The sequence below is a fragment of the Pseudomonas sp. A39 genome, assembly GCF_058145955.1.
Map to the genome: position 1 here is coordinate 75,200 of NZ_JBYVMD010000002.1, position 24,810 is coordinate 100,009.

General features: G+C 59.7%; 25 protein-coding genes. 12 read left to right on the plus strand and 13 right to left on the minus strand.

Annotation, left to right across the window (positions count from 1 at the left end):
• The first annotated feature begins 99 nt into the window (after positions 1 to 99).
• Entirely contained in the window at positions 100 to 1,002 is a 903-nt protein-coding gene (locus AC3ZU9_RS01950; RefSeq protein ID WP_102062158.1) for a DMT family transporter, read from the plus strand.
• 103 nt (positions 1,003 to 1,105) lie between these two features.
• Here the strand turns inward: AC3ZU9_RS01950 and norR are convergent, their stop codons facing one another.
• Positions 1,106 to 2,650 carry a nitric oxide reductase transcriptional regulator NorR gene (gene norR / locus AC3ZU9_RS01955; protein ID WP_490090246.1) on the minus strand — a complete coding sequence of 515 codons (1,545 nt, stop codon included), beginning with the start codon at positions 2,648 to 2,650 and terminating at the stop codon, positions 1,106 to 1,108.
• Positions 2,651 to 2,797: 147 nt separating this feature from the next.
• Between norR and hmpA the strand changes: the two genes are divergently transcribed.
• The 8 genes from hmpA (at position 2,798) to ptaA (ending at position 11,606) form a co-directional block, all read left to right on the plus strand.
• Complete coding sequence (hmpA, locus tag AC3ZU9_RS01960; RefSeq protein ID WP_064055171.1) at positions 2,798 to 3,979, plus strand: NO-inducible flavohemoprotein; 1,182 nt, start codon at positions 2,798 to 2,800, stop codon at positions 3,977 to 3,979.
• A 240-nt stretch (positions 3,980 to 4,219) separates the two neighbouring features.
• Positions 4,220 to 4,726: a disulfide bond formation protein B gene (locus AC3ZU9_RS01965; protein WP_015885815.1), complete on the plus strand. Its 507-nt coding sequence runs from the start codon at positions 4,220 to 4,222 to the stop codon at positions 4,724 to 4,726.
• 792 nt (positions 4,727 to 5,518) lie between these two features.
• Positions 5,519 to 6,460, plus strand: coding sequence for a ubiquinol oxidase subunit II (gene cyoA / locus AC3ZU9_RS01970; protein WP_043205874.1), 942 nt, complete (start codon positions 5,519 to 5,521; stop codon positions 6,458 to 6,460).
• A gap of 3 nt (positions 6,461 to 6,463) precedes the next feature.
• Entirely contained in the window at positions 6,464 to 8,482 is a 2,019-nt protein-coding gene (cyoB, locus tag AC3ZU9_RS01975; protein WP_015885813.1) for a cytochrome o ubiquinol oxidase subunit I, read from the plus strand.
• A 3-nt stretch (positions 8,483 to 8,485) separates the two neighbouring features.
• The gene (locus tag AC3ZU9_RS01980; RefSeq protein WP_010206435.1) at positions 8,486 to 9,112 is read left to right on the plus strand and encodes a cytochrome o ubiquinol oxidase subunit III; all 627 of its coding nucleotides are present in this window, start codon (positions 8,486 to 8,488) and stop codon (positions 9,110 to 9,112) included.
• Positions 9,112 to 9,453 carry a cytochrome o ubiquinol oxidase subunit IV gene (gene cyoD / locus AC3ZU9_RS01985; protein ID WP_010206434.1) on the plus strand — a complete coding sequence of 114 codons (342 nt, stop codon included), beginning with the start codon at positions 9,112 to 9,114 and terminating at the stop codon, positions 9,451 to 9,453. The genes AC3ZU9_RS01980 and cyoD overlap by 1 nt, the downstream gene beginning before the upstream one ends.
• Before the next feature lie 11 nt (positions 9,454 to 9,464).
• Positions 9,465 to 10,352 carry a heme o synthase gene (cyoE, locus tag AC3ZU9_RS01990; RefSeq protein WP_015885812.1) on the plus strand — a complete coding sequence of 296 codons (888 nt, stop codon included), beginning with the start codon at positions 9,465 to 9,467 and terminating at the stop codon, positions 10,350 to 10,352.
• Between the two features lie 159 nt (positions 10,353 to 10,511).
• Positions 10,512 to 11,606 carry a pyoverdine biosynthesis transaminase PtaA gene (gene ptaA, locus AC3ZU9_RS01995; RefSeq protein ID WP_102062160.1) on the plus strand — a complete coding sequence of 365 codons (1,095 nt, stop codon included), beginning with the start codon at positions 10,512 to 10,514 and terminating at the stop codon, positions 11,604 to 11,606.
• 50 nt (positions 11,607 to 11,656) lie between these two features.
• On the opposite strand, the gene AC3ZU9_RS02000 is transcribed toward ptaA, so the two are convergent.
• The 6 genes from AC3ZU9_RS02000 to AC3ZU9_RS02025 form a co-directional block, all read right to left on the minus strand.
• Positions 11,657 to 12,376 carry a hypothetical protein gene (locus AC3ZU9_RS02000; RefSeq protein WP_046035200.1) on the minus strand — a complete coding sequence of 240 codons (720 nt, stop codon included), beginning with the start codon at positions 12,374 to 12,376 and terminating at the stop codon, positions 11,657 to 11,659.
• A 70-nt stretch (positions 12,377 to 12,446) separates the two neighbouring features.
• On the minus strand, positions 12,447 to 12,950 hold the full coding sequence (locus AC3ZU9_RS02005) for a DUF6622 family protein (protein WP_015885809.1): 504 nt from the start codon (positions 12,948 to 12,950) through the stop codon (positions 12,447 to 12,449).
• 53 nt (positions 12,951 to 13,003) lie between these two features.
• Complete coding sequence (locus AC3ZU9_RS02010) at positions 13,004 to 13,258, minus strand: Txe/YoeB family addiction module toxin (protein WP_490090247.1); 255 nt, start codon at positions 13,256 to 13,258, stop codon at positions 13,004 to 13,006.
• Positions 13,255 to 13,509 (minus strand): type II toxin-antitoxin system Phd/YefM family antitoxin, encoded by a 255-nt coding sequence (locus AC3ZU9_RS02015; protein WP_490090248.1) that lies wholly within the window; start codon positions 13,507 to 13,509, stop codon positions 13,255 to 13,257. Before AC3ZU9_RS02015 ends, AC3ZU9_RS02010 begins: the two co-directional genes overlap by 4 nt.
• Positions 13,510 to 13,794: 285 nt before the next feature.
• Positions 13,795 to 15,048 carry a 2-aminoadipate transaminase gene (locus tag AC3ZU9_RS02020; protein ID WP_490090249.1) on the minus strand — a complete coding sequence of 418 codons (1,254 nt, stop codon included), beginning with the start codon at positions 15,046 to 15,048 and terminating at the stop codon, positions 13,795 to 13,797.
• An 89-nt stretch (positions 15,049 to 15,137) separates the two neighbouring features.
• Positions 15,138 to 16,031 carry a LysR substrate-binding domain-containing protein gene (locus AC3ZU9_RS02025; RefSeq protein WP_490090250.1) on the minus strand — a complete coding sequence of 298 codons (894 nt, stop codon included), beginning with the start codon at positions 16,029 to 16,031 and terminating at the stop codon, positions 15,138 to 15,140.
• Positions 16,032 to 16,174: 143 nt separating this feature from the next.
• On the opposite strand from AC3ZU9_RS02025, the gene AC3ZU9_RS02030 reads away from it, so the two are divergent.
• Positions 16,175 to 17,203, plus strand: a complete 1,029-nt coding sequence (locus AC3ZU9_RS02030; RefSeq protein ID WP_046035205.1) for an amino acid ABC transporter substrate-binding protein — start codon at positions 16,175 to 16,177, stop codon at positions 17,201 to 17,203.
• 12 nt (positions 17,204 to 17,215) lie between these two features.
• Here the strand turns inward: AC3ZU9_RS02030 and AC3ZU9_RS02035 are convergent, their stop codons facing one another.
• From AC3ZU9_RS02035 to AC3ZU9_RS02060, 6 genes are all read right to left on the minus strand, one after another.
• A complete protein-coding gene (locus AC3ZU9_RS02035; RefSeq protein WP_490090251.1) occupies positions 17,216 to 18,226 on the minus strand; it encodes a sensor domain-containing diguanylate cyclase in 1,011 nt (336 codons plus the stop codon).
• 191 nt (positions 18,227 to 18,417) lie between these two features.
• Complete coding sequence (locus AC3ZU9_RS02040; protein ID WP_015885802.1) at positions 18,418 to 18,726, minus strand: helix-turn-helix domain-containing protein; 309 nt, start codon at positions 18,724 to 18,726, stop codon at positions 18,418 to 18,420.
• Positions 18,727 to 18,736: 10 nt separating this feature from the next.
• Positions 18,737 to 19,078 (minus strand): type II toxin-antitoxin system RelE/ParE family toxin, encoded by a 342-nt coding sequence (locus tag AC3ZU9_RS02045; RefSeq protein ID WP_015885801.1) that lies wholly within the window; start codon positions 19,076 to 19,078, stop codon positions 18,737 to 18,739.
• A 192-nt stretch (positions 19,079 to 19,270) separates the two neighbouring features.
• Positions 19,271 to 21,160: an alkaline phosphatase D family protein gene (locus AC3ZU9_RS02050; protein WP_490090252.1), complete on the minus strand. Its 1,890-nt coding sequence runs from the start codon at positions 21,158 to 21,160 to the stop codon at positions 19,271 to 19,273.
• Between the two features lie 111 nt (positions 21,161 to 21,271).
• Positions 21,272 to 21,478, minus strand: a complete 207-nt coding sequence (locus AC3ZU9_RS02055) for a hypothetical protein (protein WP_490090253.1) — start codon at positions 21,476 to 21,478, stop codon at positions 21,272 to 21,274.
• A gap of 130 nt (positions 21,479 to 21,608) precedes the next feature.
• Positions 21,609 to 22,397, minus strand: coding sequence for an MlaA family lipoprotein (locus tag AC3ZU9_RS02060; RefSeq protein WP_122811859.1), 789 nt, complete (start codon positions 22,395 to 22,397; stop codon positions 21,609 to 21,611).
• A 164-nt stretch (positions 22,398 to 22,561) separates the two neighbouring features.
• Here AC3ZU9_RS02060 and AC3ZU9_RS02065 point away from each other — a divergent pair, with 164 nt between their 5' ends.
• Together AC3ZU9_RS02065 and AC3ZU9_RS02070 are read left to right on the plus strand one after the other, a co-directional pair.
• The gene (locus AC3ZU9_RS02065; protein WP_122811860.1) at positions 22,562 to 23,272 is read left to right on the plus strand and encodes a response regulator; all 711 of its coding nucleotides are present in this window, start codon (positions 22,562 to 22,564) and stop codon (positions 23,270 to 23,272) included.
• Positions 23,269 to 24,588, plus strand: coding sequence for a sensor histidine kinase (locus tag AC3ZU9_RS02070; RefSeq protein ID WP_122811861.1), 1,320 nt, complete (start codon positions 23,269 to 23,271; stop codon positions 24,586 to 24,588). Before AC3ZU9_RS02065 ends, AC3ZU9_RS02070 begins: the two co-directional genes overlap by 4 nt.
• The last annotated feature ends 222 nt before the right edge of the window (positions 24,589 to 24,810 follow it).

A 24,810-nucleotide genomic window follows, 5' to 3' on the forward strand; every position in this document is an offset into this window, starting at 1 on the left:
GCTGGCGCTGTGCTCCCGCTGCCCGACAAAAGCGCAAGATTGTGCAAGACCCTTCCGCGGGGGCAGGGTGACACTGGGGCTCAATCACCGGAGCCCGTCATGAACCTTTCCCTCTACTTACTCACCGTGCTGATCTGGGGCACCACCTGGATTGCCCTCAAATGGCAGCTGGGCGTGGTGGCGATTCCTGTGTCCATCGTGTATCGCTTCGGCCTGGCGGCGCTGGTGCTGTTTGCGCTGTTGCTGCTGAGCCGCAAGTTGCAGGTGATGAACCGCCGCGGGCACCTGATCTGCGTCGCCCAGGGCTTGTGCCTGTTCTGCGTTAACTTCATGTGCTTCCTGACCGCCAGCCAATGGATCCCCAGCGGCCTGGTGGCGGTGGTGTTTTCCACGGCCACGTTGTGGAACGCACTCAATGCCCGGGTGTTTTTCGGCCAGCGGGTCGCGCGTAATGTGTTGATGGGCGGCGGCCTGGGGTTGGCCGGGTTGGGCTTGTTGTTCTGGCCGGAAGTGGTGGGGCATACCGCTAGCCCGCAGACCCTGCTTGGCCTGGGCTTGGCGTTGTTGGGGACGATGTGTTTCTCGGCCGGCAATATGCTCTCGAGTCTGCAGCAGAAGGCTGGGCTCAGGCCGTTGACCACCAATGCCTGGGGCATGGCGTATGGCGCGGCGATGCTGGCAACGTATTGCGCGGTGCGCGGGATCCCGTTCGAGATGGACTGGAGTGCGCGGTATGTCGCGGCGTTGTGGTACTTGGTGATCCCAGGGTCGGTGATCGGGTTCACGGCGTACCTGACGCTGGTGGGGCGCATGGGGCCGGAGCGTGCTGCGTATTGCACGGTGCTGTTCCCGGTGGTGGCGTTGAATGTGTCGGCGTTTGCCGAGGGGTATCAGTGGACCGCGCCGGCGTTGGCGGGGTTGGTGCTGGTGATGGTGGGGAATGTGTTGGTGTTTAGGAAACCGAAGGTTACGAGCCCGGTTTTCGAAGCGAAGGCAGTCTAGTGTGGGAGGGGGCTTGCCCCCGATGGCGTTGTGTCAGCCGCCTTATCTTTGATTGGTTCACCGCTATCGCAGGCAAGCCCCCATTTAGAGGGGGGGGATCCTTTTATTTCATCCCCAGGCGCTTGGCCATGCGGCCGAGGTTGGCGCGGTCCAGGCCCAGTTCGCGAGCGGCGCTGGCCCAGTTGTGCTGATGGCGTTCCAGGCAGGCGCTGATGACTTGGCGTTGGTATTGCTCGGTGGCCTGGCGCAGGTCGCCGGTGACGGCGAGGCCGGTGTCGGCCGGCGCTTCGACCACCGGCGCGCTGATATCGGGCAGGTCGAGGTCCTGTGCACTCAGGCTGAGAATCTTCGGACGCTCGCGACAGTTGCCGAGGGCTTTCAGCGCGCTGCGTCCGATCAAATGTTCCAGCTCTCGTACGTTGCCTGGCCAGTTATAGGCCAACAGCGCCGCCTGGGCATCGCTGGTCAGGCGCAGGCTGCCCAGGCCCATGCGTGAGCGGTTCTGTTCAAGGAAGAAACCGGCCAGCAGCAACACATCGCGCCCGCGCTCGCGCAGCGCCGGCACTTGCAGCGGGTACACACTGAGGCGGTGGTAGAAGTCGGCGCGGTAGCGGCCGTTGCGTACTTCGTCAGCGAGGTCGCGGTTGGTGGCGGCGATCAAGCGCACATCCACCTGATGCTCCTTGTCCGACCCCAGGCGCTGCAACTGGCCGCTTTGCAGCACCCGCAGCAGCTTGGCCTGTACCGTCAACGACAGCTCGCCCACTTCATCCAGGAACAGCGTGCCGCCATTGGCCAACTCGAACTTGCCCCGGCGTTCGTTCAGCGCACCGGTAAAGGCGCCGCGTACATGGCCGAACAGCTCGCTTTCCACCAGGGTTTCCGGCAGGGCGGCGCAGTTGAGGCTGATCAGCGGTTTGTCCGCGCGATGTGAGGCGGCGTGAATGGCCTGGGCCACCAGTTCCTTGCCCACGCCGGTTTCGCCAGTGATCAGCACGGTGAGGTCGCTGCCGCCCACCCACTTGATTTCCTCCACCAGGCGTTTGTGGGTTTTGCTCTGCCCGATCATTTCCTTGTGCTGCTGGCCGCTGGCCTGGCGGTAGATCTCGGCACGCTGGTGTTCGTCTTCGGCACGCAGGGCCAGGCGCTCGATGCGCTCGGCGACGTTGACGGTGGCGGCGGCGAGGCTGGCGAAGGCTTGCAGGGCATCCAGCTCAACGCGTTCGAAACGTTCGGTGTCGAGCGCGTCCAGGGTCAGCAAGCCCCAGGGATGGTCGTCGACAAACAGTGGGCAGCCCATGCAGTCGTGCACTTCCAGGTGGCCGTGCAGTCCATCGACCAGGCCGTCGTAGGGGTCGGGCAATTCGCTGTCGCTGTCGAAGCGCGTGGGGCCGGGGCTGCTCAGCAATACGGCGAAGCGCGGATGCTCACTGACCTTGAAGCGCCGGCCCAGGGTATCGGCGCTCAAACCGTCGACGGCGAGCGGCACCAGCGAGTCGCCGTCCAGGCGCAACAGCGCGGCGGCGTCGCAGGGCAGCAGGGCGCGCATGGCTTGCAGCAGGCGGCGGTAACGCTCGCCTTCGGGCAGTTCGCGGGACAGGTCGGCGACCAAGGGCAGCAGGGTGGTGAGCAGTGATTTCGCAGTCATAATGACTCCTTGTAGTCCTTATGACTATAGATTGTAGGAAGTCATATTGACTACTAGTTATTTAACTCATTGAAAAATATAGGTTTATAAGTTGGTACGAATACTGAGTACGTCAGGGTAATCAGTGAAGAAGCCCAGGAGGCTCCCATGCTTAGTGCCCAAGACCGTGCCATCGTCAAATCCACCGTGCCCTTGCTGGAAAGCGGTGGCGAAGCGCTGATCACCCATTTCTACCGCATGATGCTCTCTGAGTACCCGGAGGTTCGCCCGCTGTTTAACCAGGCGCACCAGGCGAGCGGTGACCAACCTCGCGCCCTGGCCAACGGCGTGTTGATGTACGCGCGGCATATCGACCAGTTGGACCAGCTTGGCGATTTGGTGGCCAAGATCATCAACAAGCACGTGGCGCTGCAGATCCTGCCGGAGCACTACCCGATCGTCGGCGCCTGCCTGCTGCGCGCCATTTCCGAAGTGCTCGGCAGCGAGATCGCGACCCCCGAGGTGATGAATGCCTGGGGTGCAGCCTACGGCCAGTTGGCGGATATCCTGATTGGCGCCGAGGCGGCGATCTATGAGGAGAAAGCCCAGGCCCCCGGCGGCTGGCGCGGTGCGCGGCCGTTCACGCTGGTCAAGCGCGTGGAGGAGAGTGCTGAAATCACCTCCTTCTATTTCGCCCCGGTGGATAACGGCCCAGTCCTCGCCGCCGCGCCTGGCCAGTACATCGGCATGAAGCTGGTGCTGGAGGGTGAAGAAGTACGCCGCAACTATTCGCTGTCGGCCCTGACCGATGCGGGCCAGTACCGCATCAGCGTCAAGCGCGAAGCGGGTGGGCGGGTGTCCAACTACCTGCACGACCAACTGCACGTCGGGGCGACCATCGACCTGTTCCCACCGTCGGGCGAGTTCACCCTGGCGGCCAGCGACAAACCGTTGGTGCTGATCAGCGGCGGGGTAGGCATCACGCCGACCTTGCCGATGCTCGAAGCCGCCTTGGCCACTGAGCGCCCGGTGCACTTTATCCACTGCGCACGTAATGGCGCCGTGCATGCGTTCCGCGACTGGGTGGATGCCCTGGCGGCCCAGCACCCGCAACTCAAGCGTTACTACTGCTACGCCGAAGACGACGGTGTGAGCCCCGCAGCGGACAACGTCGGCCTGCTGAGCCAGGAACAGCTGGCCGCCTGGTTGCCCGAGCAGCGCGACATCGATGCTTACTTCCTCGGCCCTAAAGGCTTCATGGCCGCGATCAAACGCCACCTCAAAGCCTTGGGTGTCCCCGAAAAACAAAGCCGCTATGAATTCTTCGGCCCAGCGGCGGCCCTGGAATAGGTACACATAACCTGTGGCGAGGGAGCTTGCTCCCGTTGGACCGGGCTGGCGCTCCAGTGCGCAGCGCTCCCATCTTTTTAGGGCCGCTTCGCAGCCCAACGGGAGCAAGCGCCCTCGCCACAGGTCCGCCACAACATTTCCCATGATTAATCCCCCGTTAACCCCCTCTGTTTAAACCACTCCCTGTGTGTAAACTTGCGGCCATACGCCACAACCATAATCAGGCAAAGGGAAACGGAGATGAGTGACGAATTGCGTTTAGGCAGGGAGCGGCGCTTTCTGGTGTTGCTGGGCATCATCTGCCTGGCGCTGATCGGCGGTGCGCTCTACATGCAGGTCGTACTGGGCGAGGCCCCATGCCCGCTGTGCATCCTGCAACGCTACGCCTTGCTGTTGATCGCGATCTTCGCGTTCATCGGCGCAGCCATGCGCACCAAAGGCGCCCTCACGCTGTTTGAAGGCCTGGTGATACTCAGCGCCCTCGGCGGGGTGGCCGCCGCCGGCCATCATGTGTACACCCAGTTCTTCCCTCAGGTGAGCTGCGGCATCGATGTGCTGCAACCGATTGTCGATGACCTGCCCCTGGCCAAGGTGTTTCCCCTGGGCTTCCAGGTTGATGGCTTCTGCAGCACCCCTTATCCACCCGTACTCGGTCTGTCACTGGCGCAGTGGGCATTGGTCGCCTTCGTGCTGACGGTGATCCTGGTACCGCTGGGTATCTACCGGAATCGCCAGCACACAGCCTGAGCCCATCACCCAAACGCCCCGGTCTTTCTTAACGGAAGGCCGGGGCGTTTTTGCTTGTGGGGATTTGTGAACAGAACGTGACGCCGGACAATTTCAGGTGCGCGCAGCGTGCGACATGTTGTCACACGGAAGCGTCCGCAGGACGTTTCTGACCGGCCAAACGGCTGCTTAAATTTGCATCAAGCGGCCAAGATGTGCTGTCAGTTTGTGGTTGCGCCAATGCCACGCACCTCACGCCGAACCAGCGATTCGGTGATGTCCGAATGCCTTGTTTTATGGGGGGTTGCATCGGTTTGGCATGCCCTTACGCGCTGTAAGGGCTGTGGCGGATTGCCCTATAACACGGCAATTTTTGTGGTTTTTGTTGAGAATTGAACGCGATAAGATCGCGAACCGTTGCAATAATGGTGAAGGATTATTGCTGTAATCGATAAAAATTATTTCTTTATAAGACATGGTTTATACATCGCTAGCTAACTACAATCGCCCGCACTGAATGTCCTGTGCTGTTCAATATTTGAGCACTGGAGCGGTCGAGGGGCAGATGGATGGCTCTGTGCGACCCCAAGGTTCCGGCAGCCTTTCAACTATCCGCACCAAATGGAATTGGTCTGTAACAAGGCCTTTAACCACGAAATCGAATAAGAACTCACCGCAGGTCCGTGAAACGTACAGTTATGGCGTGACGGGCAGGCTCTTATTCAATCGAAGAGAAATGCCAACCCTTGGCAGGGTGAAGTGTTGGCGATCAAAACCCAACTGCATTGCGCAAGCTGCTTTAGAGGTCGTGAGATGAGTAAAAACAGGTACCCCCGATTACTAGGCTTTTTGCCGCTGCTGGGCATGATGTTAATGCTGGGAGGCTGCAAGTGGACCTTGATGGACCCAAAAGGACAGATCGGTCTGGATCAACGAAACCTGATCATCACCGCCACCCTGCTGATGCTGTTGGTCGTGGTGCCTGTGATCATCATGACCTTCGCCTTCGCCTGGAAATACCGCGCGTCGAACACCAACGCGACCTACGCGCCGAAGTGGTCGCACTCCACCAAGATCGAAATCGCGGTGTGGCTGGTTCCGATCCTCATCATCATCGCCTTGGGTTACATCACCTATAAGTCGACCCACGAGCTGGACCCGTACCGTCCGCTGGAGTCCGACGTCAAGCCGATCAACATCGAAGTGGTCGCGCTGGACTGGAAGTGGCTGTTCATCTACCCGGACCTGGGTATCGCCACCGTTAACCAGATCCGCTTCCCGGAAAACACCCCGCTTAATTTCCGGATCACCTCCGACGCCGTGATGAACTCGTTCTTCATCCCTGCCCTGGGCGGTCAGATCTACGCGATGGCAGGCATGCAGACCCGACTGCACCTGATCGCCAACGAAAAAGCTGAAATGGAAGGCATCTCCGCGAACTACAGCGGCGCTGGCTTCACCGGCATGAAATTCAAAGCCATCTCGACGAGCCAGGAAGATTTCAACGCCTGGGTAGCCGAAGTCAAGGCCGCACCTAAACAGCTTGATCAAGCTGAATACGACGCCCTGACCAAACCAAGCCAGAACAACCCAGTCGCCCTGTACTCCACGTATGAGCCGAACCTGTTTCAGAAAATCGTCGACAAGTACGAAGGCATGAAACCAGGCAAGCCGGTCAAGCACGAGAAGAAAGAAGTGGCCGCGGTTGAAGGTTCTGACACGGGCTCGCATTCAACTGCTGGGGCAGAGGAGTAAACGATGTTTGGTAAATTAAGTTGGGATGCGGTCCCGTTCCACGAGCCGATTGTGATGATTACCATCGCCATGATCGCGCTGGGTGGTCTGGCACTGTTTGCAGCAATCACTTATTTCAAGAAGTGGACCTACCTGTGGACCGAGTGGTTGACGTCGGTCGACCACAAGAAAATCGGTGTCATGTACGTCATCGTGGCCATGGTCATGCTGCTGCGTGGTTTTGCCGACGCCATCATGATGCGTACCCAGTTGGCCATGGCCACCGAGGGTTCGCCTGGCTACCTGCCACCTGAACACTATGACCAGATCTTCACCGCCCACGGTGTGATCATGATCATCTTCATGGCGATGCCATTCTTCACCGGCCTGATGAACCTTGCCTTGCCGCTGCAGATTGGCGCCCGTGACGTTGCCTACCCGTTCCTGAACTCCCTGAGCTTCTGGCTGCTGGTTTCCGGCGTTGTGCTGATCAACGTATCCCTGGGTGTCGGCGAATTCGCCAAGACCGGTTGGGTTGCGTATCCGCCATTGTCGGGCCTGCAATACAGCCCTGGCGTGGGTGTGGACTACTACATCTGGGCGCTACAGTTATCAGGACTCGGGACGACACTGACGGGGGTCAACTTCCTGGCCACCGTCCTGAAAATGCGCGCCCCTGGCATGAAACTGATGGACATGCCGATCTTCACCTGGACCTGCACCTGGGCCAACGTCCTGATCGTGGCTTCGTTCCCGATCCTGGCCGCTACCATGGCGCTGCTGTCGCTTGACCGTTACCTGGATTTCCACATTTTCACCAACGAACTTGGTGGCAATCCAATGATGTACGTGAACCTGTTCTGGGCATGGGGTCACCCTGAGGTGTACATCCTGATCCTGCCAGCGTTCGGTATCTTCTCCGAAGTGATCTCGACCTTTACCGGCAAGCGCCTGTTCGGTCACCACTCGATGGTTTACGCATCGGGCGCAATCTCCGTACTGGGCTTCATGGTGTGGCTGCACCACTTCTTCACCATGGGTTCGGGGGCCAGCGTCAACGCCTTCTTCGGCCTGGCGACGATGCTGATTTCCATCCCGACGGGGGTGAAGCTATTCAACTGGCTGTTCACCATCTACCACGGCCGTCTGCGCATGACCAGCCAGGTCCTGTGGACCCTGGGCTTCATGGTGACCTTCGCCATCGGCGGCATGACCGGCGTACTGCTGGCCATCCCGGGTGCTGACTTCGTCCTGCACAACAGCCTGTTCGTGATCGCTCACTTCCACAACGTGATCATCGGTGGTGCTGTATTCGGTTACATCGCTGGTTTCAGCTTCTACTTCCCGAAAGCGTTCGGCTTCAAGCTGCACGAAGGCTGGGGCAAGGCTGCATTCTGGTTCTGGATCTCGGGCTTCTTCGTCGCGTTCATGCCGCTCTATGCACTGGGCTTCATGGGCATGACCCGTCGTCTGAACGCCACCACCAACCCTGAGTGGGTGCCGTACCTGTACGTCGCCATGTTCGGTGCAATCATGATCGCTGTGGGTATCGCCTGCCAGTTGATCCAGCTGTACGTGAGCATCCGTGACCGTAAGCAGAACGCTTGCGACTCTGGCGACCCATGGAATGGCCACACCCTGGAATGGTCGACCTCGTCGCCACCACCGTTCTACAACTTCGCCGTGATCCCGACTGCGAACACCATTGATGCGTTCACCGAAGCCAAGGAAGACGGTACTGCGTACCAGCGTCCTAAGCACTACGAACCGATCCACATGCCAAACAACACCGCCACCGGCGTGGTGATGGGTGCGCTGTTGACCGTGTTCGGTTTCGCGATGATCTGGCACATCTGGTGGCTGGCAATCGTGGGCCTGGTGGGCACCATCGGTTACTTCATCGTCCACGCTGCACGTGATGATCAAGGCTACATGGTGCCGGTCGAAACGATCGAACGCATCGAAGCCGAGCAACACGCTCGCCTGGTCGCCGAGAAGAAAATCCCGGCCAACCGTGTAGAAACCTCGTTGGAACAGGCTTAAACCATGTCGAACTTAGTGACCAATGCTGGACACGCCCATGTCGATGACCATGGGCACGATGACCATCACCACGACTCGGGGCCGATGACCGTTTTCGGTTTCTGGCTCTACCTGATGACCGACTGCATCTTGTTTGCGTCGATCTTCGCGGTGTACGCGGTACTGGTAAACAACGTAGCGGGTGGCCCGTCGGGCCACGACATCTTCGAACTGCCTTACGTGCTCGGCGAAACTGCCTTGCTGTTGTTCAGTTCGATCACCTACGGCTTCGCCATGTTGGCCTTCTACAAGGGCAACAAAAAAGGCGTACTGAGCTGGTTGGCACTGACCTTCCTGTTCGGCCTGGGCTTCATCGGCATGGAGATCAACGAGTTCCACCTGCTGATCTCCGAAGGCTACGGCCCGCACCGTTCCGGTTTCCTGTCGGCGTTCTTCACGCTGGTCGGCACCCACGGTCTGCACGTAACGGCCGGCCTGCTGTGGATGGCGGTGATGATGTATCAGGTCAATAAACACGGCCTGACCAACACCAACAAGACTCGCCTGAGCTGCCTGAGCCTGTTCTGGCACTTCCTGGACGTGGTCTGGATCTGCGTCTTCACCGTTGTTTACCTGATGGGGACTCTGTAATGGCTAATGCACACTCCCATGACCATGACAGCCATGATGCGAGCCACGGCAGCGTTAAGTCTTACGCTATCGGCTTCATCCTGTCGGTAATCCTGACGCTCATCCCGTTCGGTCTGGTGATGTACCCGACCCTGCCGAAGTCGATCACCTTGATGATCGTCTTGGCGTTCGCGGTGATTCAGGTGCTGGTTCACCTGGTGTACTTCCTGCACTTGGACCGCTCTAAAGAGCAGCGCGATAACGTGATTGCGTTCGTCTTCGCAGGCTTAGTAATCCTGCTGCTGGTTGGCCTGTCGATATGGATCATGTTCAGCATCCATACGTTCATGATGGCGAAGTGAGGTAAGACCCGATGTCGCTTAAGCACTTTATCCAAATCACCAAACCGGGGATCATTTTCGGTAACGTGCTTTCTGTGGCGGGCGGTTTCTTCCTGGCCTCCCAGGGACATGTCGATCTGGCCATCTTCCTGGCTGCGATGATCGGTACGTCCCTGGTGGTAGCTTCCGGTTGTGTATTCAACAACTGCATCGACCGCGACATCGACATCAAGATGGAGCGCACCAAGAATCGCGTGCTGGTTCAGGGCTTGATCTCCCTGAAGCTGGCACTGATCTTCGCGACCGTCCTGGGTGTCGCCGGCGTGGTGTTGTTGTACAAGGTGGCCAATCCGTTGGCGGCGTTGTTTGCCGTGATCGGCTTTGTCATCTACGTCGGCCTCTACAGCCTGTACCTCAAGCGCAAGTCGGTTCACGGCACGCTGGTGGGCAGTCTGTCGGGGGCGATGCCGCCGGTGATTGGTTATGTGGCTGTGACCAATAGCTTCGACATGGCTGCGCTGGTGCTGCTGGTGATGTTCAGCCTGTGGCAGATGCCGCATTCCTACGCCATCGCGATCTTCCGTTTCAACGACTACCTGGCTGCGTCGATTCCGGTATTGCCGGTCAAGCGTGGCATCCAGGTCGCCAAGAAACACATCCTGCTGTACATCCTGGCCTTCCTCGTGGCGACCTTGATGTTGACCTTCAGTGGCTACGCCGGCATGAGCTACCTCGCCGTCGCGGCGGCCATGGGCATGTACTGGTTGTACATGGCCTGGACCGGCTACAAGGCGGTGGACGACACCGTCTGGGCCCGCAAGCTGTTCGTGTTCTCGATCTTCACCATCACCGCGCTCAGCGTGATGATGTCCCTGGATTTCCAAGTGCCGAAAGAGCTGTTGCTGACCTACGCTCACTGAGTGGCCTCGCAGTGAAAAAGCCCCGCCTTCGAGAGAAGCGCGGGGCTTTTTCTTGGGCGCGGGTTTAAATCTGCGGAGGTTTATCTCGTCATACCCCTCTGTACGAGTTGTGCGAATCCATCACCCGTCTACAAGGACGTCTTTACAAGGAGTAGCCCTATGGTCACCGTCAGTCGCCGGTCCCTTCTCGCCCTGGGCGCAGCCCTGCCACTGCTGGGGCGCCTGGATTGGGCCGTTGCCAGCCCACCGCCGACCAAGACTGACAAGGTGCTGCTCAACTACAACGAAAGCCCCTACGGGCCCTCACGCGCCGCCCGTGACGCAATGCAGCAAGGGATCGCCACGTCCGGGCGTTATCCCTACAAACACATGTACGCCCTGGCCGGGTTGTTTGCCCAGCAGCAAGGCATTGCCGAGGAGCAAGTGGCCGTTTTCGCAGGCTCGATGGCCGCGTTGCGTTATGCCGTGCTGGCATTCACCAGCGAAACCCGCGGCCTGGTAATGCCCACGCCGTCTTACGAAGTGCCGCGTCAGGCCGCCGAGTCGAGCAGGGCGCCGGTGAAGGAGGTCAGCCTGAACGCCGACCACGCCCACGACATCCCGGCCATGCTCGCCGCCGATCCACAGGCCGGGATGCTCTACCTGTGCAACCCCAACAACCCCACAGGCACCGTGACCCCCATCGACGCCATCCGCCAAGCCTTGGCGGATAAACCCAAAGGCAGCGTGCTGGTGGTGGACGAGGCCTATATCGACTTCGCCGACGTGCCCAGCGTCGTCAGTTGGGTCAAGGACCACGACGACCTGCTGGTGCTGCGCACCTTCTCGAAAATCTATGGCATGGCCGGCGCCCGCCTGGGCTTGGCGATCGGCCACCCGGCGCTGTTGGAGCGGCTGGCCGTGTTTGGCGGCGACAACGTCCCGGCGGGCTGTACCCTGCTTGGCGGCCTCGCCAGCCTTGAAGATGTGAAACTGCTGCCGCAACGCAAGGCGCTCAATAACCAACTGCGCGACGAGACGGTAGCCTGGCTGAAAGGGCGTGGGTTCACCTGCACGGCCTCCCAGGCGAACTGTTTCATGATCGACGTGAAACAGCCGGCGGCGCAGGTGATCGAGAAACTGGCCGCGCAAGGCGTGCTGATCGGACGGGTGTGGAAAGACTGGCCGCAGTGGGTGCGGGTGACAGTAGGGAACAAGCGGGAGATGGAGCGGTTTCGCGAAGTGTTTGCGGCGCAGATCGAACCGATCAACTGACACAATTCAAGCTGTGGGAGGGGGCTCCCACAGTTACTCCATGGTGTCAGTTACTGCTGCGCGATGCTGTACCCCTCAAACGCCGTCTGCTGCTGCAACGCAGTGATCACGCTCTTGCGGCTCAACGGCTGCTCGGCGCCGGCGTTATCCACAAAGCTCTCCACCTCCAGCTCCGCTTCATCGCCTTCACCCACAAAGCTGAAGCCCAAAAACTCGAACGCCTCACGGTCAACGTTCAGCTTCGAGCGCGGCGTGCGCAACGGTAGGGTGACACTGATGCCATCCTTGCTGATCACAAACACCTCGGCTTCTTTCTTGGGCCGTGACGCCTTGCTCTTGCCGGCGCTCGGGTTGCTGATGGCCTGGTGGCTCTGGTTCAGCACCTTCAACGCCAAACCGTAGACCAACTCCTGAAACTCGGGGTCGTCCTTGAAGCTGGACAGGATGCGACTGATGGAAAACTGGCTGCTCAGGTTTTCCAGGGCGGCGTTGTCCGCGGCTTCTGCATCCTTGAGTTGCTTGAGCTGGCCCATCAGGTCATAGGCCTTGTCGTCGTCGAAGGCGTCATGGGCCTGGCGGATCGCCACGCGCAGCTCGCGGATCTGGTCGCTTTCCTTGGAAGTGTGGAAAGCGTCCAGCACCATCTCGCTGATGATCTTGGCGGCCGGCACATGCTGTGAAAGATTGATGGCGTTTTCGTACTCGGCTTTGGACTGCAAGGCGAGTACGGATTCTTCGGGGGCGGATTTTTCGGTGTAAGAATCGGACATTGAAATTTCACTACTTCAGTAAACGAGGACAAAAAAGCGTCGCGCATTTTCAGCGCGCAGGGGGATCAGGTCAAGGCAGCACAATGCCCTTGTCCCGACGCAATGCCGTCAGCGTCCGTTGCAACCGGATTGCCCGTCCGCAAAACAGGCCCACGGTAAAGCCCGATACGCCGCCCAGCGTCATCAGCATCGACGGCGTGCTGAGCAGCAACGGATGTACCGCCTGTTGGTAGCCGAAGTAATACTTCACCGCAAAGAACAACTGTGAGATCAGCAGGGTCTTCCAGGTGCCTGGCAACACCAGGGTTTCGCCATTGGCATCCAGCCGGGCGCCTTGCGCATTGAACAGCAGCATGCCCACCAGGCTGCCCAGAGCCGCGCCGCCGCCCCAGGCGCCGCTCGACAAGATTGAAGGCGCCAGCGACATCAGCGACCACACCACCAGCACCACCGGCAAGATCACCAGCGAGCGACGATTCTCGCGGCCGCCCAGGCAGGCCTTGATGCCGTAGTAGCAGACCCACAGGTAGATGGCGTAAACCCAAACGGGCGTGCCTTGGAGGATATCAAGCATCGAATGCTTCCTTGCGCTGCATTGGGCAATTTCAGATCGGTCTGAGCAGGTTGTTAGTAGTGATAGCGGCACATCAGAATCTGTACCTCATTGTCTTCTATTCCATATACGAGACGATGCTCTGCTGTAATCCGCCGCGACCCGAAACCACTCAGGTTGTGCTTGAGGGGTTCAGGTTTTCCAACCCCATCAAACGGATCTCTCTGGATGGCCTTGATCAGCAAATTGATACGCTTGAGCCCGGCCTTATCGTTTTGTTGAAACCAGAGGTAGTCGTCCCAGCCCTCAGGGGTAAAGGGTATGTTCATTCTTCAATCAACCGCCTTGGCTTGGCTTTGCCAGCTTGCAGGCTGTTGACTGAGTTGATGAGGCGTTCGGCATTTTTAGGCGAGCGCAGCAGATAGGCCGTCTCTTCAAGCGCATTGAACTCTGACAACGAAATCATCACCACCGGCTCACCTTTTTGCCGTGTTACCAGCAGTGGTACGTGGTCTTCGTTAACCCGATCCATCGTTTCGGAAAGATGGGCGCGGGCATTGGTGGAGTTGATGGTTTCCATGATGGCGTCCTCGATCGATGGTTGAAACGTACAGAAATACGTACATGTCATCAAACGGCATCTTATCAACGGTCAAGTGCAAGTTGTTGTCATCGATTCGTCCTGACCCCTATCAACGGCCCTTTTCGCTAAACCCGTTGAAACATACTGGCCTGATGAACCTATAAAAGCGACCACTGACCTGCACCCAGCCAGGGTGCGGTGGACGTGGCGGCGTATTTCTCGGGGCAAGCGAGCCCGGACGTCCCCGGCAAGGTCAAGGACAGGCCAACCCGTGGATGCGCGTTACGAGTCCAACTGCTTGAAGCAGGCCTCGAGGATATCCAGGCCTTCCTCCAGCACCGCGGACTCGATGGTCAGCGGGGCCAGCAAACGGATGATGTGCCGCGCCTTGCCGCTGGGCATCAGCAGCAACCCGGCGTCCCGCGCCAGGCTCAATAATTGAGCCAGCTGTTTTGGCGCTGGGGTGCCATCGGCGTTGGCCAGCTCGATACCGCGCATGGCGCCGACGCCGGTGAGCCGGCCGAGGTAGGGCGTCAGGCCCTGTGCGCGCCAGGTTTCATAACGGCGGACGATGGCCTCTTCCTGTTGTGAACCCCAGGTTTTCAGGTGCTCATCGGTCATTGCATCCAGCGTGGCCAAGGCCGCCGCACAGGCGATGGGGTTGCCGGAATACGTTCCGCCCAGGCCGCCTTTGGGCAGGTTGTCCATCAGCGCCTTGCGTCCGACGACTGCGCCCAGCGGCACACCGCCCGCGATGCTTTTACCCAACAGGATCAAGTCCGGTTCGATACCCAGGCGCGAGAACGCGAAACGCAGGCCGGTACGACCAAAACCCGACTGGATTTCATCGGCAATCAGCAGGATGTCGTGCGCATCGCAAAAGCGCCGCAGGGCCTGGGCGAACTCGATGCCCAGCGCAAGGAAACCCCCTTCGCCCTGCACCGGCTCGATGATGAAACACGCTACGTCGTTGACGTCGATTTCCACGCTGAACAAACGGTCCATGGCCTTCAGCGCTTCGGCGCAGGTCACGTCGTTGTCGGCGCTGGGGTAGGGCAGGTGATACACCGGGCCCGGCAGTACACCGACCTTTTGTTTGTAGGGCGCCACCTTGCCGTTGAGGTTGAGCGTGGCCAGGGTGCGGCCATGGAAGGCGCCGTCAAAGGCGATCACCGCCGTACGGCCGGTGGCGCCGCGCACAATCTTCAGCGCGTTTTCCGCCGCTTCCGCGCCGCTGTTGGTGAGCATGCCGCTGACCGCGTAGTCCACCGGGATGAACGCCGTCAGGCGATCCATCAGCTCGAGGTAGGGCGTGTGAGGCGCGGCGTTGAACGCGTAATGGGTCAGCCGGGTCGCCTGTTCACGAATTGCCTCGACCACGCCAGGGTGACAATGGCCGAGGTTGAGCACGCCGATACCGCCGACAAAATCGATATAGCGTTTGCCCGAAGTGTCCCAGACCTCGGCGTTTTTACCGTGGCTGAGGCTGATGGGGTGAACGATGGAAATCGACTGGCTGATGGTTTCGCGGCTCATGAATCGGGGACTCGGCAGTGACAGGTTTGTTTTTATCTAAGCCGGGTGCCCGCCCTTGTCGCAAACGAAATAAAATCGCCGGGTCATTATTAAAAGTCGGGATGTGCTTGGGTGTATTCCACCATCCAGTTCAGGAAAGCGTTCACCTTGGGAATCTCACCGGCATGTTCGGCATGCGCAATAAAGTGCGCGCCGCTGCTGGGCATCGCGTAGTCCCACGGAATCATCAGGCTGCCCTGGGCCAGTTCTTCGGCCACCAGGTACTGCGGCACCAACGCCACGCCATAACCCGATTGCGCCGCGCGAATGCACATGTAGAACGTGTCGAAACGCGGCCCGTGGTAGCTGTTCTGCGAATGCAGGCCCTGTTCCAGGAACCATTCGTGCCAGGCCTCCGGGCGCGAGGTGCATTGCAGCAAGGTGTGGCGCGACGAAGCATCGCTGCCCTCGGGGACAAAACCCGGTGCACACACCGGCACCACCGCCTCACGGAACAACTCGATGCAAGTCGCCCCCGGCCATGAGCCCTGGCCGAAGAAAAACGCGATATCGGCCTTGGCCTGCAACACGTCAAAAGGCTCCAGCTCGTTGCGCACATCCAAGTGAATTTTCGGATGTTTCGCCGCAAAATCCTTGAGCTTGGGCACCAGCCAACGGTCGCCGAAGGTCGGTTGGGTGGCGATGCGCAGCACTTCGGTTTCGCCGCCGTAGGTGAGGATATAGCGGCTGGAGATGTCCACCTGGGTCAGGATCTTGTGCACTTCGGCGAGGTACAGCGACCCCGCCGGCGACAGGTACAAGCGCTGGCGCACCCGTTCGAACAAGTTGTGGCAGAGCATCTCCTCCAACTGCGCCACCTGCTTGCTCACGGCACTCTGGGTCAGGTGCAGCTCTTCGGCGGCGCGGGTGAAGCTTAAATGGCGGGCGGCGGCTTCGAAGCACTGCAGGGCCGTCATCGAAGGGGTCAAGCGTTTTGAAATCATGCAGTTCATTCCAAATCGGAAGGAGCCTTTGCCTAAAGGTCGTTTGTGGCAGTGGTATAAGCCGTTGATACTGCCCGGCAGCACTATAAACCGGCGCGGGCTGTGGGGCGCCGAATAATAAGGAATGACAGGGAGAGCCTTGCATGAACCCATTCAAAACGACGTTGGCCGCGATCGGCGCCACCGCGGCCCTTGGCCTGGCGAGCACCGCTCAGGCGGGCGTGACCTTGGACGCCATCCAGAAAAAAGGCTTCATCCAATGCGGCGTCAGTGACGGGCTGCCGGGCTTCGGCGTACCGGACAGCAATGGCAAGATGACTGGCATCGATGTGGACGTGTGCCACGCGGTGGCGGCGGCGGTCTTCGGCGATGCATCGAAAGTGAAGTTTACCCAGTTGACCGCCAAGGAGCGCTTCACCGCGCTGCAGTCCGGTGAGATCGACGTGATCTCACGCAACACCACGTGGACCAGCTCCCGTGACTCGGGCATGGGCCTGGTGTTTACCGGTGTGACTTACTACGACGGCATCGGCTTTCTGGTGAACAACAAGTTGGGCGTCACCGGTGCCAAGCAATTGGACGGCGCGACGGTGTGCATCCAGGCGGGTACCACCACCGAACTCAATGTCTCCGATTACTTCCGTACCAATGGCATGAAGTACACGCCGATCACCTTCGACACGGCCGACGAAAGCGCCAAGGGCCTGGAGGCCGGGCGGTGTGACGTGCTGACCACCGACCAGTCGGGCCTGTACGCCCAGCGCATCAAGATGGCCCACCCGGACGAGTTCGTGGTGCTGCCGGAAGTGATCTCCAAGGAGCCGTTGGGGCCGCTGGTGCGTAAAGGCGATGACGAGTGGTTCAGCATCGTCAAGTGGACCCTGTTCGCCATGCTCAATGCCGAGGAAATGGGCATCACCTCGCAGAACGTCGAAGAGCAGGCCAAGACCACCAAGAACCCTGACATTGCACGCTTGCTGGGTGCCGACGGCGAATACGGTAAAGACCTGAAACTGCGCAAGGACTGGGTGGTGCAGATCGTCAAGCAAGTGGGCAACTACGGCGAAGTGTTCGAGCGCAATATCGGCCAGGGCAGCGTGCTGAAGATCAAGCGCGGGCTCAATGCGCTGTGGAACAACGGCGGCATCCAGTACGCGCCGCCGGTTCGATAGCCTTGCGGGGTGTTACTCCGACACCCCGTCCTTTCCCGCAGCCTTTGCGCGATACAGCGCCTGGTCGGCGCGCATCATCAGGGCGGCGGGGGCTTCATGCGTTTTTCGCTGGGCCACGCCCAGGCTCAGGGTGACCTTGAAGTCACCACTCGGGAGGTTCTTCAACGTTTGCCGAATGCGCTCTGCCAATGCCGTTGCAACCTCCAGCGAGGTCTTTGGCAGGACCAGCACAAACTCATCGCCACCCCAGCGGGCCAGCAGGTCATCGGGGCGAATAGCGTGTTCCAGGCATTCCACCACCCGTACCAGCGTCTGGTCGCCCACGCCATGACCGTATCGGTCATTGATCGGCTTGAAATCATCGATATCCATCGCAATCATTGAAAGCGGCAGGCGAAAGCGCTGGGCACGGTCACATTCTTCCAGCAGCACTTTTTCCAGGCGATAGCGATTGGCGACGAGGGTCAGTGCATCCCGCTCGGCCATTGAGCGGTTCTCGTCCAACTGAAGTTGCAACTGCTGATTGACCCGCGACAGTTCGTGCGTGCGTTCTGCCACCAGCGCTTCGAGGGATTGATTGCGTCGTTCCAACTGTTCGACGGAACATTTTCTGAGATGAATATCGCGGTGGGCGCCCACCATGCGCGCCACGGAGCCGTCAGCATTACGGGCAATCACGTAGCCCCGGTCTTCGATCCACAGGTAGCTGCCATCTTTTTTGCGGCAACGGTACTCGGCTTGATAGTGGGGCGCCCGACGGTGAATGTAGTCGTCAAACAGCTTCATCACCTGAGGATAGTCCTCCGGGTGAATCACGTTTTCCCAGGTGAACACGCTGTTCTCCAGCGCATGGCGGGGATAGCCGAGCATTTCGTACCACCCTGGGTTGCGGTAGACGAACCCGGTATTGGCGTTCCAATCCCAGATTCCATCGCTGACCAACTCCAGAACGGTGTGCAGCATGTCGGCGTTGAAGTGAGAGAAATCTTGCCTCAACGGAGTGTTGTCGGAGGTATCGTCCATCTGCGCATTCCTTGCGTGGGCAGCCGTCAAGGCCTGCCATTGTTGACGCCGATACTCCGTGGCTGGCGCTACTGTACAACGGGGCTTGGATGCTTTGAATAGGGCAGATGTAAGGCTAAAGGTTGATGGCTTTTGGCTATTTCTGCATTTTTGTAGATGTGTTTCGCGATATCCAAGGGTCACGCAGTGTTTCAGTTTATCGAGGGCCTTGCGTCTGAATCAGGTACAAGCCGAACTTCTACCCGTTGGCCCAGTGCCCGTGCTGCACTTGCCAGAGTGGCCAAGGTCATGCCTGCATCGTTCTGATCGAGTGCGCGATCTACGGCGGTGCGGCTGGTATGCATACGTTCAGCCAGCGCTTTTTTGCTGATTTTCTGCGCCTTCATCGCTTCAGCCAACTGCCAGGCGATAACACGTTTCAACGCTCCGGCGGATACTTCCTCAATGAGCCCGTCGTCGTTGAGAAAATCGTCGAAGTTGGAACCGATATGTTTGTTCATGTGGTTTTCCTCATAGCTTGTTTTTACGACGCCGCGCGGTATCCAGCTCTACCACAGGCGTTTTCTGGCTCTTTTTAATGAAGCCGTGCAGCAGCACGATCTCACCGTCAACCAGCGTAAAAATCACCCGTGCGATATGCCTCCCAAGATCGGTTCTGACCTCCCAAAGCCGGTGCTCCAGCTTTCGAACCAGAGGCATTCCCTGCGGCCATCCGATCTGGACGGATTTGATGTCGATACCTATGAGTTTTCTGGCTTCCCTAGGTAGCTCCATTAACCATTCGCGTACCGGCTCGTTACCCGCATCGGTTCGATAGAAAACAACGTTCAGCACGAAATGTAGGTCGTTCACTGGAGATTGTACCAAAAAAGGTTCATTTGACCATCGGCGATTGATAAGGCTTATCGCGAGGAGAGGTCAGAGCCTGGCATTTTTTTTGAATGAAGACGGGGTTGAATTTTTTCAAATAAATTCAACTAAAACAGATGCTTGTGAAATTTCCACACGCTTGGTGTGAACGTGCTTTCATATCTGTGGGAAGGGTTACTTCGGCGCCACCATCCTCGTCGGCGCATTGCCATCCGCGTTGTGCTGGTAAATCGCTTCAGGCTGGCCTTGTTGGTTGAAAAACACCTGGCCAATCCCCGCCGAATTCCATAATCGTTCGCCCGCTTCGGCATGTTCCGGAATATGCGGCACCACCTGCATGGTGCGTCGGCGGGTGAACCAGTTGAGGGGCGAGCGCGGCGAGTAGAGCCAGCGGTTGAGGCGGTCGAACCATTCCAGCAAGCGTGGAGGGAATTCGTTCTTGATGCCGCTGCTGGTGATCTGCCAGATCCGGGGGCCGGCGTTGCGATGACGGATCAGCACTTCGTAGACGAACGAGTAATGCACGTCACCTGACAGGATCACGTAGTTACCCGGCGTTCGCGAATGGCGGAATATATTGAGGATCACCTGGGCTGCGCCGCGATGGGCCATCCAGTTTTCTGCGTCCACCAGCAAGGGGTGGCCGCACCAGCTGAAGATTTTCTGCACTGTCTCGATCAACTTGACGCCAAAGATCGGCGCGGGCGAGACGATGATGGCTGAAGGGTGGTCGAGCAGTTCCTGTTGCAGTTCGCTCAAGGCTTCCCAGTCGAGCAGGCCGGAAGGTTGCTTGAAGGTGAACTCGCTGCGCCAGCGGCGGGTGCGGGTGTCGAGCACCACCAGCGCAGGGGTGGTGGGCAGTACGTAGTGCCAGTGCTGGAACATGAGCAGCGCTTCGAGCAATTCATCCTGCGCGGCGGCATCCAGGTGGTTGGCCTGGGGCTGGAGGGTGAGCGCCTGGCTTTGCTTTATCAGCCCGTCAAACACATCCGGCTGGTTGCCCCAACCCTGGCACAGCAGATAGGCCAGCAGGGCGTTGCCGATGATGCGTTTGGAGAACGGGTGACCGTAGGCGGTTTCTTCCCACTGTGCGCTGAGGTTCCAGTCGTCGGTGATGTCGTGATCGTCAAAGATCATCAAGGTGGACAGGTGGGCGAAGACCCGCGCAACGCCCGGCAGGCCGTCGCGGAATGTATCGACCTGCACCTGTTCGCGGGCATAGCGCTGCTGTTCTTCTGTGTTCAGTTGCGGCGTTTGCGGTGCGATCAGCGTCCAGGGCGTGGGCGACCACACCAGCAAGTACATCGCGATGACTTCAGCGAAGGTCACCAGGTGATTGTCGGCGGTGCTGCTGGTGAAGATCGGTTTTTTCACGCCACCAAAAAACCGCTCGCGCAGGGTTTCGTTGCTGTCCAGTGCGGGCAGCAAGTCGGCGCGATGGTAATAACTGGCGCGATGCCCATAGAGGCTGGCGCTGTCATCCACCACGGCGCCCTCCAGGTATTCGTCGAAGAGGCCCAAGCGTGTGATCAACGCATGTATCGCCCGTAGCATCGGGCCGGCGACATCGTCGGCGTAGACTTGGTCGCCACTCATCATCAGCAGGGCGGGGCGGTCGGCCGGGGTACGGGCGTCGGCCAGCAGGCGGTCGACGCACAGCAGGCCTTCGTCTGCGCTGTGATGGGGTTTGCGGCAGGAGCCGTGCACCAACTGATGGATACGGCTGTGCAAAACGAAACTGGGCAGTTGGGCGTCGGCGTACAGCAGGTGCGGTGCCCAGTCGGCGATGCCGGTGTTGTCGAACAACAGGTCGTAGCTGATGACCACGTCGAGGGGCAGGGCATCGCTCAACGGCACATCGATCAGGTGGATAAAGGCATGGCGCCCCACGGGGATGACCTGGCACGGGTCGAGGTTTATCTCCACCGTCTGCGCGGGCAGGTGCAGCTTCAGCGTCAACGCCAGTGTTCGACTTCCCACCAACCACATAACCAGGCGCCGAGGTTCGAGGCGTCGCAGCAGTGGGCCGGCCAGTACGGCGGGCAGTGTATCGGTGTGCGGCATGCAGTTATGGATTCCAGACTGGATAGAACCAGCAAGATTAATCCAGTGAATGTCATGGTTTTGTTAAGGGCGAGTACGAAGGGCCGTGCACTGCCCTTCGCATCAGGCGGTTTAAAGGATGTTGCCCTGACCCAGGCTGTCTAGCCCGCCGCCGTTCTTGCGGGGCCGGTCGTTGGCTGCTGTGTGGGGGGCGTCGGCAGCGTACGGTTGCGTGTGCATTGCATCAGCGCTGCGCTTCTTGCGCTGGGGCTCTGCATCATCCTGCTGCAGGGGAGGGTATTGAATATTGCCCAGTGAGTGGTTGATAGCGCTAAGCATGGATGTTTCCTTCTATTGAGCAGAGGGTTACTTCGCCTGTCGGAGCGAAGTGAGGCCAAACTTATAGAGGCCAAAGCGGGTCGGCTATAAACACGCTGCTGCAAGATATGACTGCCCTGCGGGGTTCGAATCAGAAGTCATCCGCGCGGCCCTTCGCGCAGCCGTCCAGCCCGGGAGAGGTCGCGCCTTCTTTACCCTCCTGCACAAAGGCCAGCCGATTTTCCGCCACCACATTGCGTAACGCGCTGTAGTAATCCGGTAGCTTCTGCAGGCTGTCGGTGAGCGGTAACAGCGAGGCCCTTGTATCGACAGTGCCGCCTATCAGGCTGATGGTGCCCAGCGTCTGCACCGTATCGCTATCCCCCAGCGGTGAAACCAGGAAGCTCAACACTTTGCCTGCCGCATCCCGGCTGTTGCTGGTGCCCAGCAATGGCAATTCCACAATCGGTCCATTGCCGACACCCCACACGCCGAACGTCTGGCCGAAGTCGGCTGTATGGCGCGGGATGCCCAAGCGGTCCGACACATCGAACAGCCCCACCACGCCCACCGTGGTATTCACAGCAAAACGCCCCAGGGTATTGACTGAGCGGCGCGGGTTGCCTTGCAACACGTCGTTGATAAACACCTTCGGCTCGCTGAAGTTGCTCGCGAAGTTATGCACACCCTGTTGAAAAAAATCTGGCAGGTCACGGTAACCGCGAGCCACAGGTGCCAGGGCGTAGTGATCCACCGCGCGGTTGAATGCAAACACGCTGCGGTTGACCGGCTCGCCCGGGTCATAGACGGGCGAGCTCACCTGCGCGCAGCCGGTGGTGGGTGTTACGGGGGCCGGGCTCGCACAGCCCGTCAGGTAAGATACAGTCAGCAACAGCACGGCCTGGCGGGCCAGATGCTGGGGGTAGGTCAGCGAACGCATGGGCACAGTCTCCGCAAAAAGGAGGCCGATCCTGGCATTGTGGTCTTGCGCAAAGATGTCTGGTTTATTGCGCCGTTGACGCTTTATTGCACGATTGAAATATATGACGGGCCGCGTCGAATGGTTTTAGATGGCACCTCGACCCAGCCCAGTGAAGCCTGCCGGTGAGCAACCTGTTAATCGTGGACGATGACCTCGAAGTCCTCGCCCTGCTGAAGAAATTTTTCCTGCAACACGGCTATGCGGTCGAGACCGTGGCCAGTGGCACCGAGCTGTGGGCGGCCATGGAGCGCCAGCCTACCGACCTGATCATTCTCGACCTGATGCTCCCCGGCGATAACGGTTTGCTGCTCTGCCAGCGCCTGCGCCAGCAATACGCCACGCCGGTGATCATGCTCACGGCCATGGGCGAACTCAGCGACCGCGTGGTGGGCCTGGAAATGGGGGCCGACGACTACCTGAGCAAACCCTTCGACGCCCGCGAATTACTGGCGCGGGTGCGGGCGGTATTGCGCCGGGCGGGTGAACACCGGGCGCCCGTGGGCGAGGTCGCGCGCCCGTTGATCCATTTTGCCGGCTGGCAGCTGGACCTCATGCGCCGCGAGCTGCGTTCGCCCGACCACGTGATGATCCCGCTGTCGTCCGGTGAATTCGACCTGCTGCTGGTGTTCGCCGAACACCCCCAGCGCGTACTGACCCGCGAGCAACTGCTGAACCTGGCGCGGGGCCATAGCCATGACGCGTTCGATCGCAGCATCGACGTGCAAGTGAGCCGCCTGCGCCGCAAGCTGGAATTCGATACCAAGCGCCCGGCAATGATCCGCACGGTGCGCAATGGCGGTTATCAGTTCACCGCCAGTGTGACCCGCTCATGAGCCGACTACCGCGCGATACGGTGGCCCGTTGGATTGCCCTGACCATCCTGGTCGCGATGCTTACCGCCCTGGCGTTCAACGCCTTGTTTGTACAGCTGGCAGGGGTGTGGGCACGACCGCCGCTGGCCGAAACCGGATTGCTGGAAAAAATCGCCGTGGTGGTGCGCGTAGTCGAGGCCTCGGAGCCGCCACAACGGGCACGTCTGGCCCAGGCGGTGGGGGATGAGGGGTTCAAGGTGACGTGGGCGGCCCAGCGGCAGGCGCTGGGTTTACCCGTTCTGAACGATCCTGATTTCCACTCGGGCGAGCAGGTCTTCAAGCACCTGCTCCAGGGGCCGCCTCGTCCGATGGAAGCCTATGAACCCTCCGATTGGCCGGAGGGCAACGGCCACTACGCGCTGCTGGTGCAATTGGCTGACCGGTCCTGGCTGATGTTCAGCGCGTCGTCGCGCAGTTGGGGGCTGGACGATGGCGCGCGCCATCTGATCGTGGCGCTGTTGGTGCTGATCTCCACCGCGCTGGTCACCCTGGTCGCGACCCGTCGCCTGGCTCGGCCTCTGCAACACTTTGCCTTGGGCGTGCGACGTTTCGGTGCCGACTTCCGTGCGCCGCCCATCGAACCGATGGGCCCTCTTGAACTGCGCCAGGCGATTCTTGCCTTCAACAGCATGCAGGCGCAGTTGCGACACTTCATCCAGGACCGTACCCAAATGCTTGCGGCCATCTCCCATGACCTGCGCGCACCCTTGACCCGCCTGCGCCTGCGCGGTGAGTTCATCGAAGATGCGGACCAACAACAGCGACTGTTCCGCGACGTCGATGAAATGCAAGCCATGATCAACACCGCCCTGGAATTTTTCCGCGACGACGCCCGCCTGGAGCAGGCCACCCAACTGGACCTGGCGGAATTGCTGCAAACCCTGATCGATGACTACCGCGACCAGTCCCTCGACCTCACCTTTCGTGGCCCCCCGCGCCTGGTGTACTTCGGCCGGCCCCTGGGCCTCAAACGGGTGATGACCAACCTGATGGACAACGCGATCCACTACGGCGTGGCGCCGGAGATCGAGTTGCAGCAAAGGCCGGAAGAAGTGGTGATTCGGGTGCTGGACCGAGGCCCCGGCATCGCGGCTGAATATCGGGAACAGGTGTTCCTGCCGTTTTATCGCCTCGAAGGCTCGCGCAACAAAAGCACCGGCGGTGTCGGGCTGGGGTTATCGACCGCACGGGCGATTGTGCTGGAGCACGGCGGAACGCTGACCCTGACAGAACGCCAGGGCGGAGGGTTGGAGGCAGTGGTGGTGTTGCCCGTATGAGGTTTACCTGGCAATGCAAAACAAGTTGCGATAGCCATAACTAACTACACAACGTTGTAGCAACCACGTAACCACGATGCGAAGCGAGCCGCTCTTGATCGTGATCTTGATCTAGCTTTTGATCTCAGGCGCCCCGTCAAACACGCTGGCCGGAATTCGACAGGGATTTGGGGGGTAAACCGGCAGGGATGCCGGTTTAGCCGCCCCGCGCCATGGATGGCG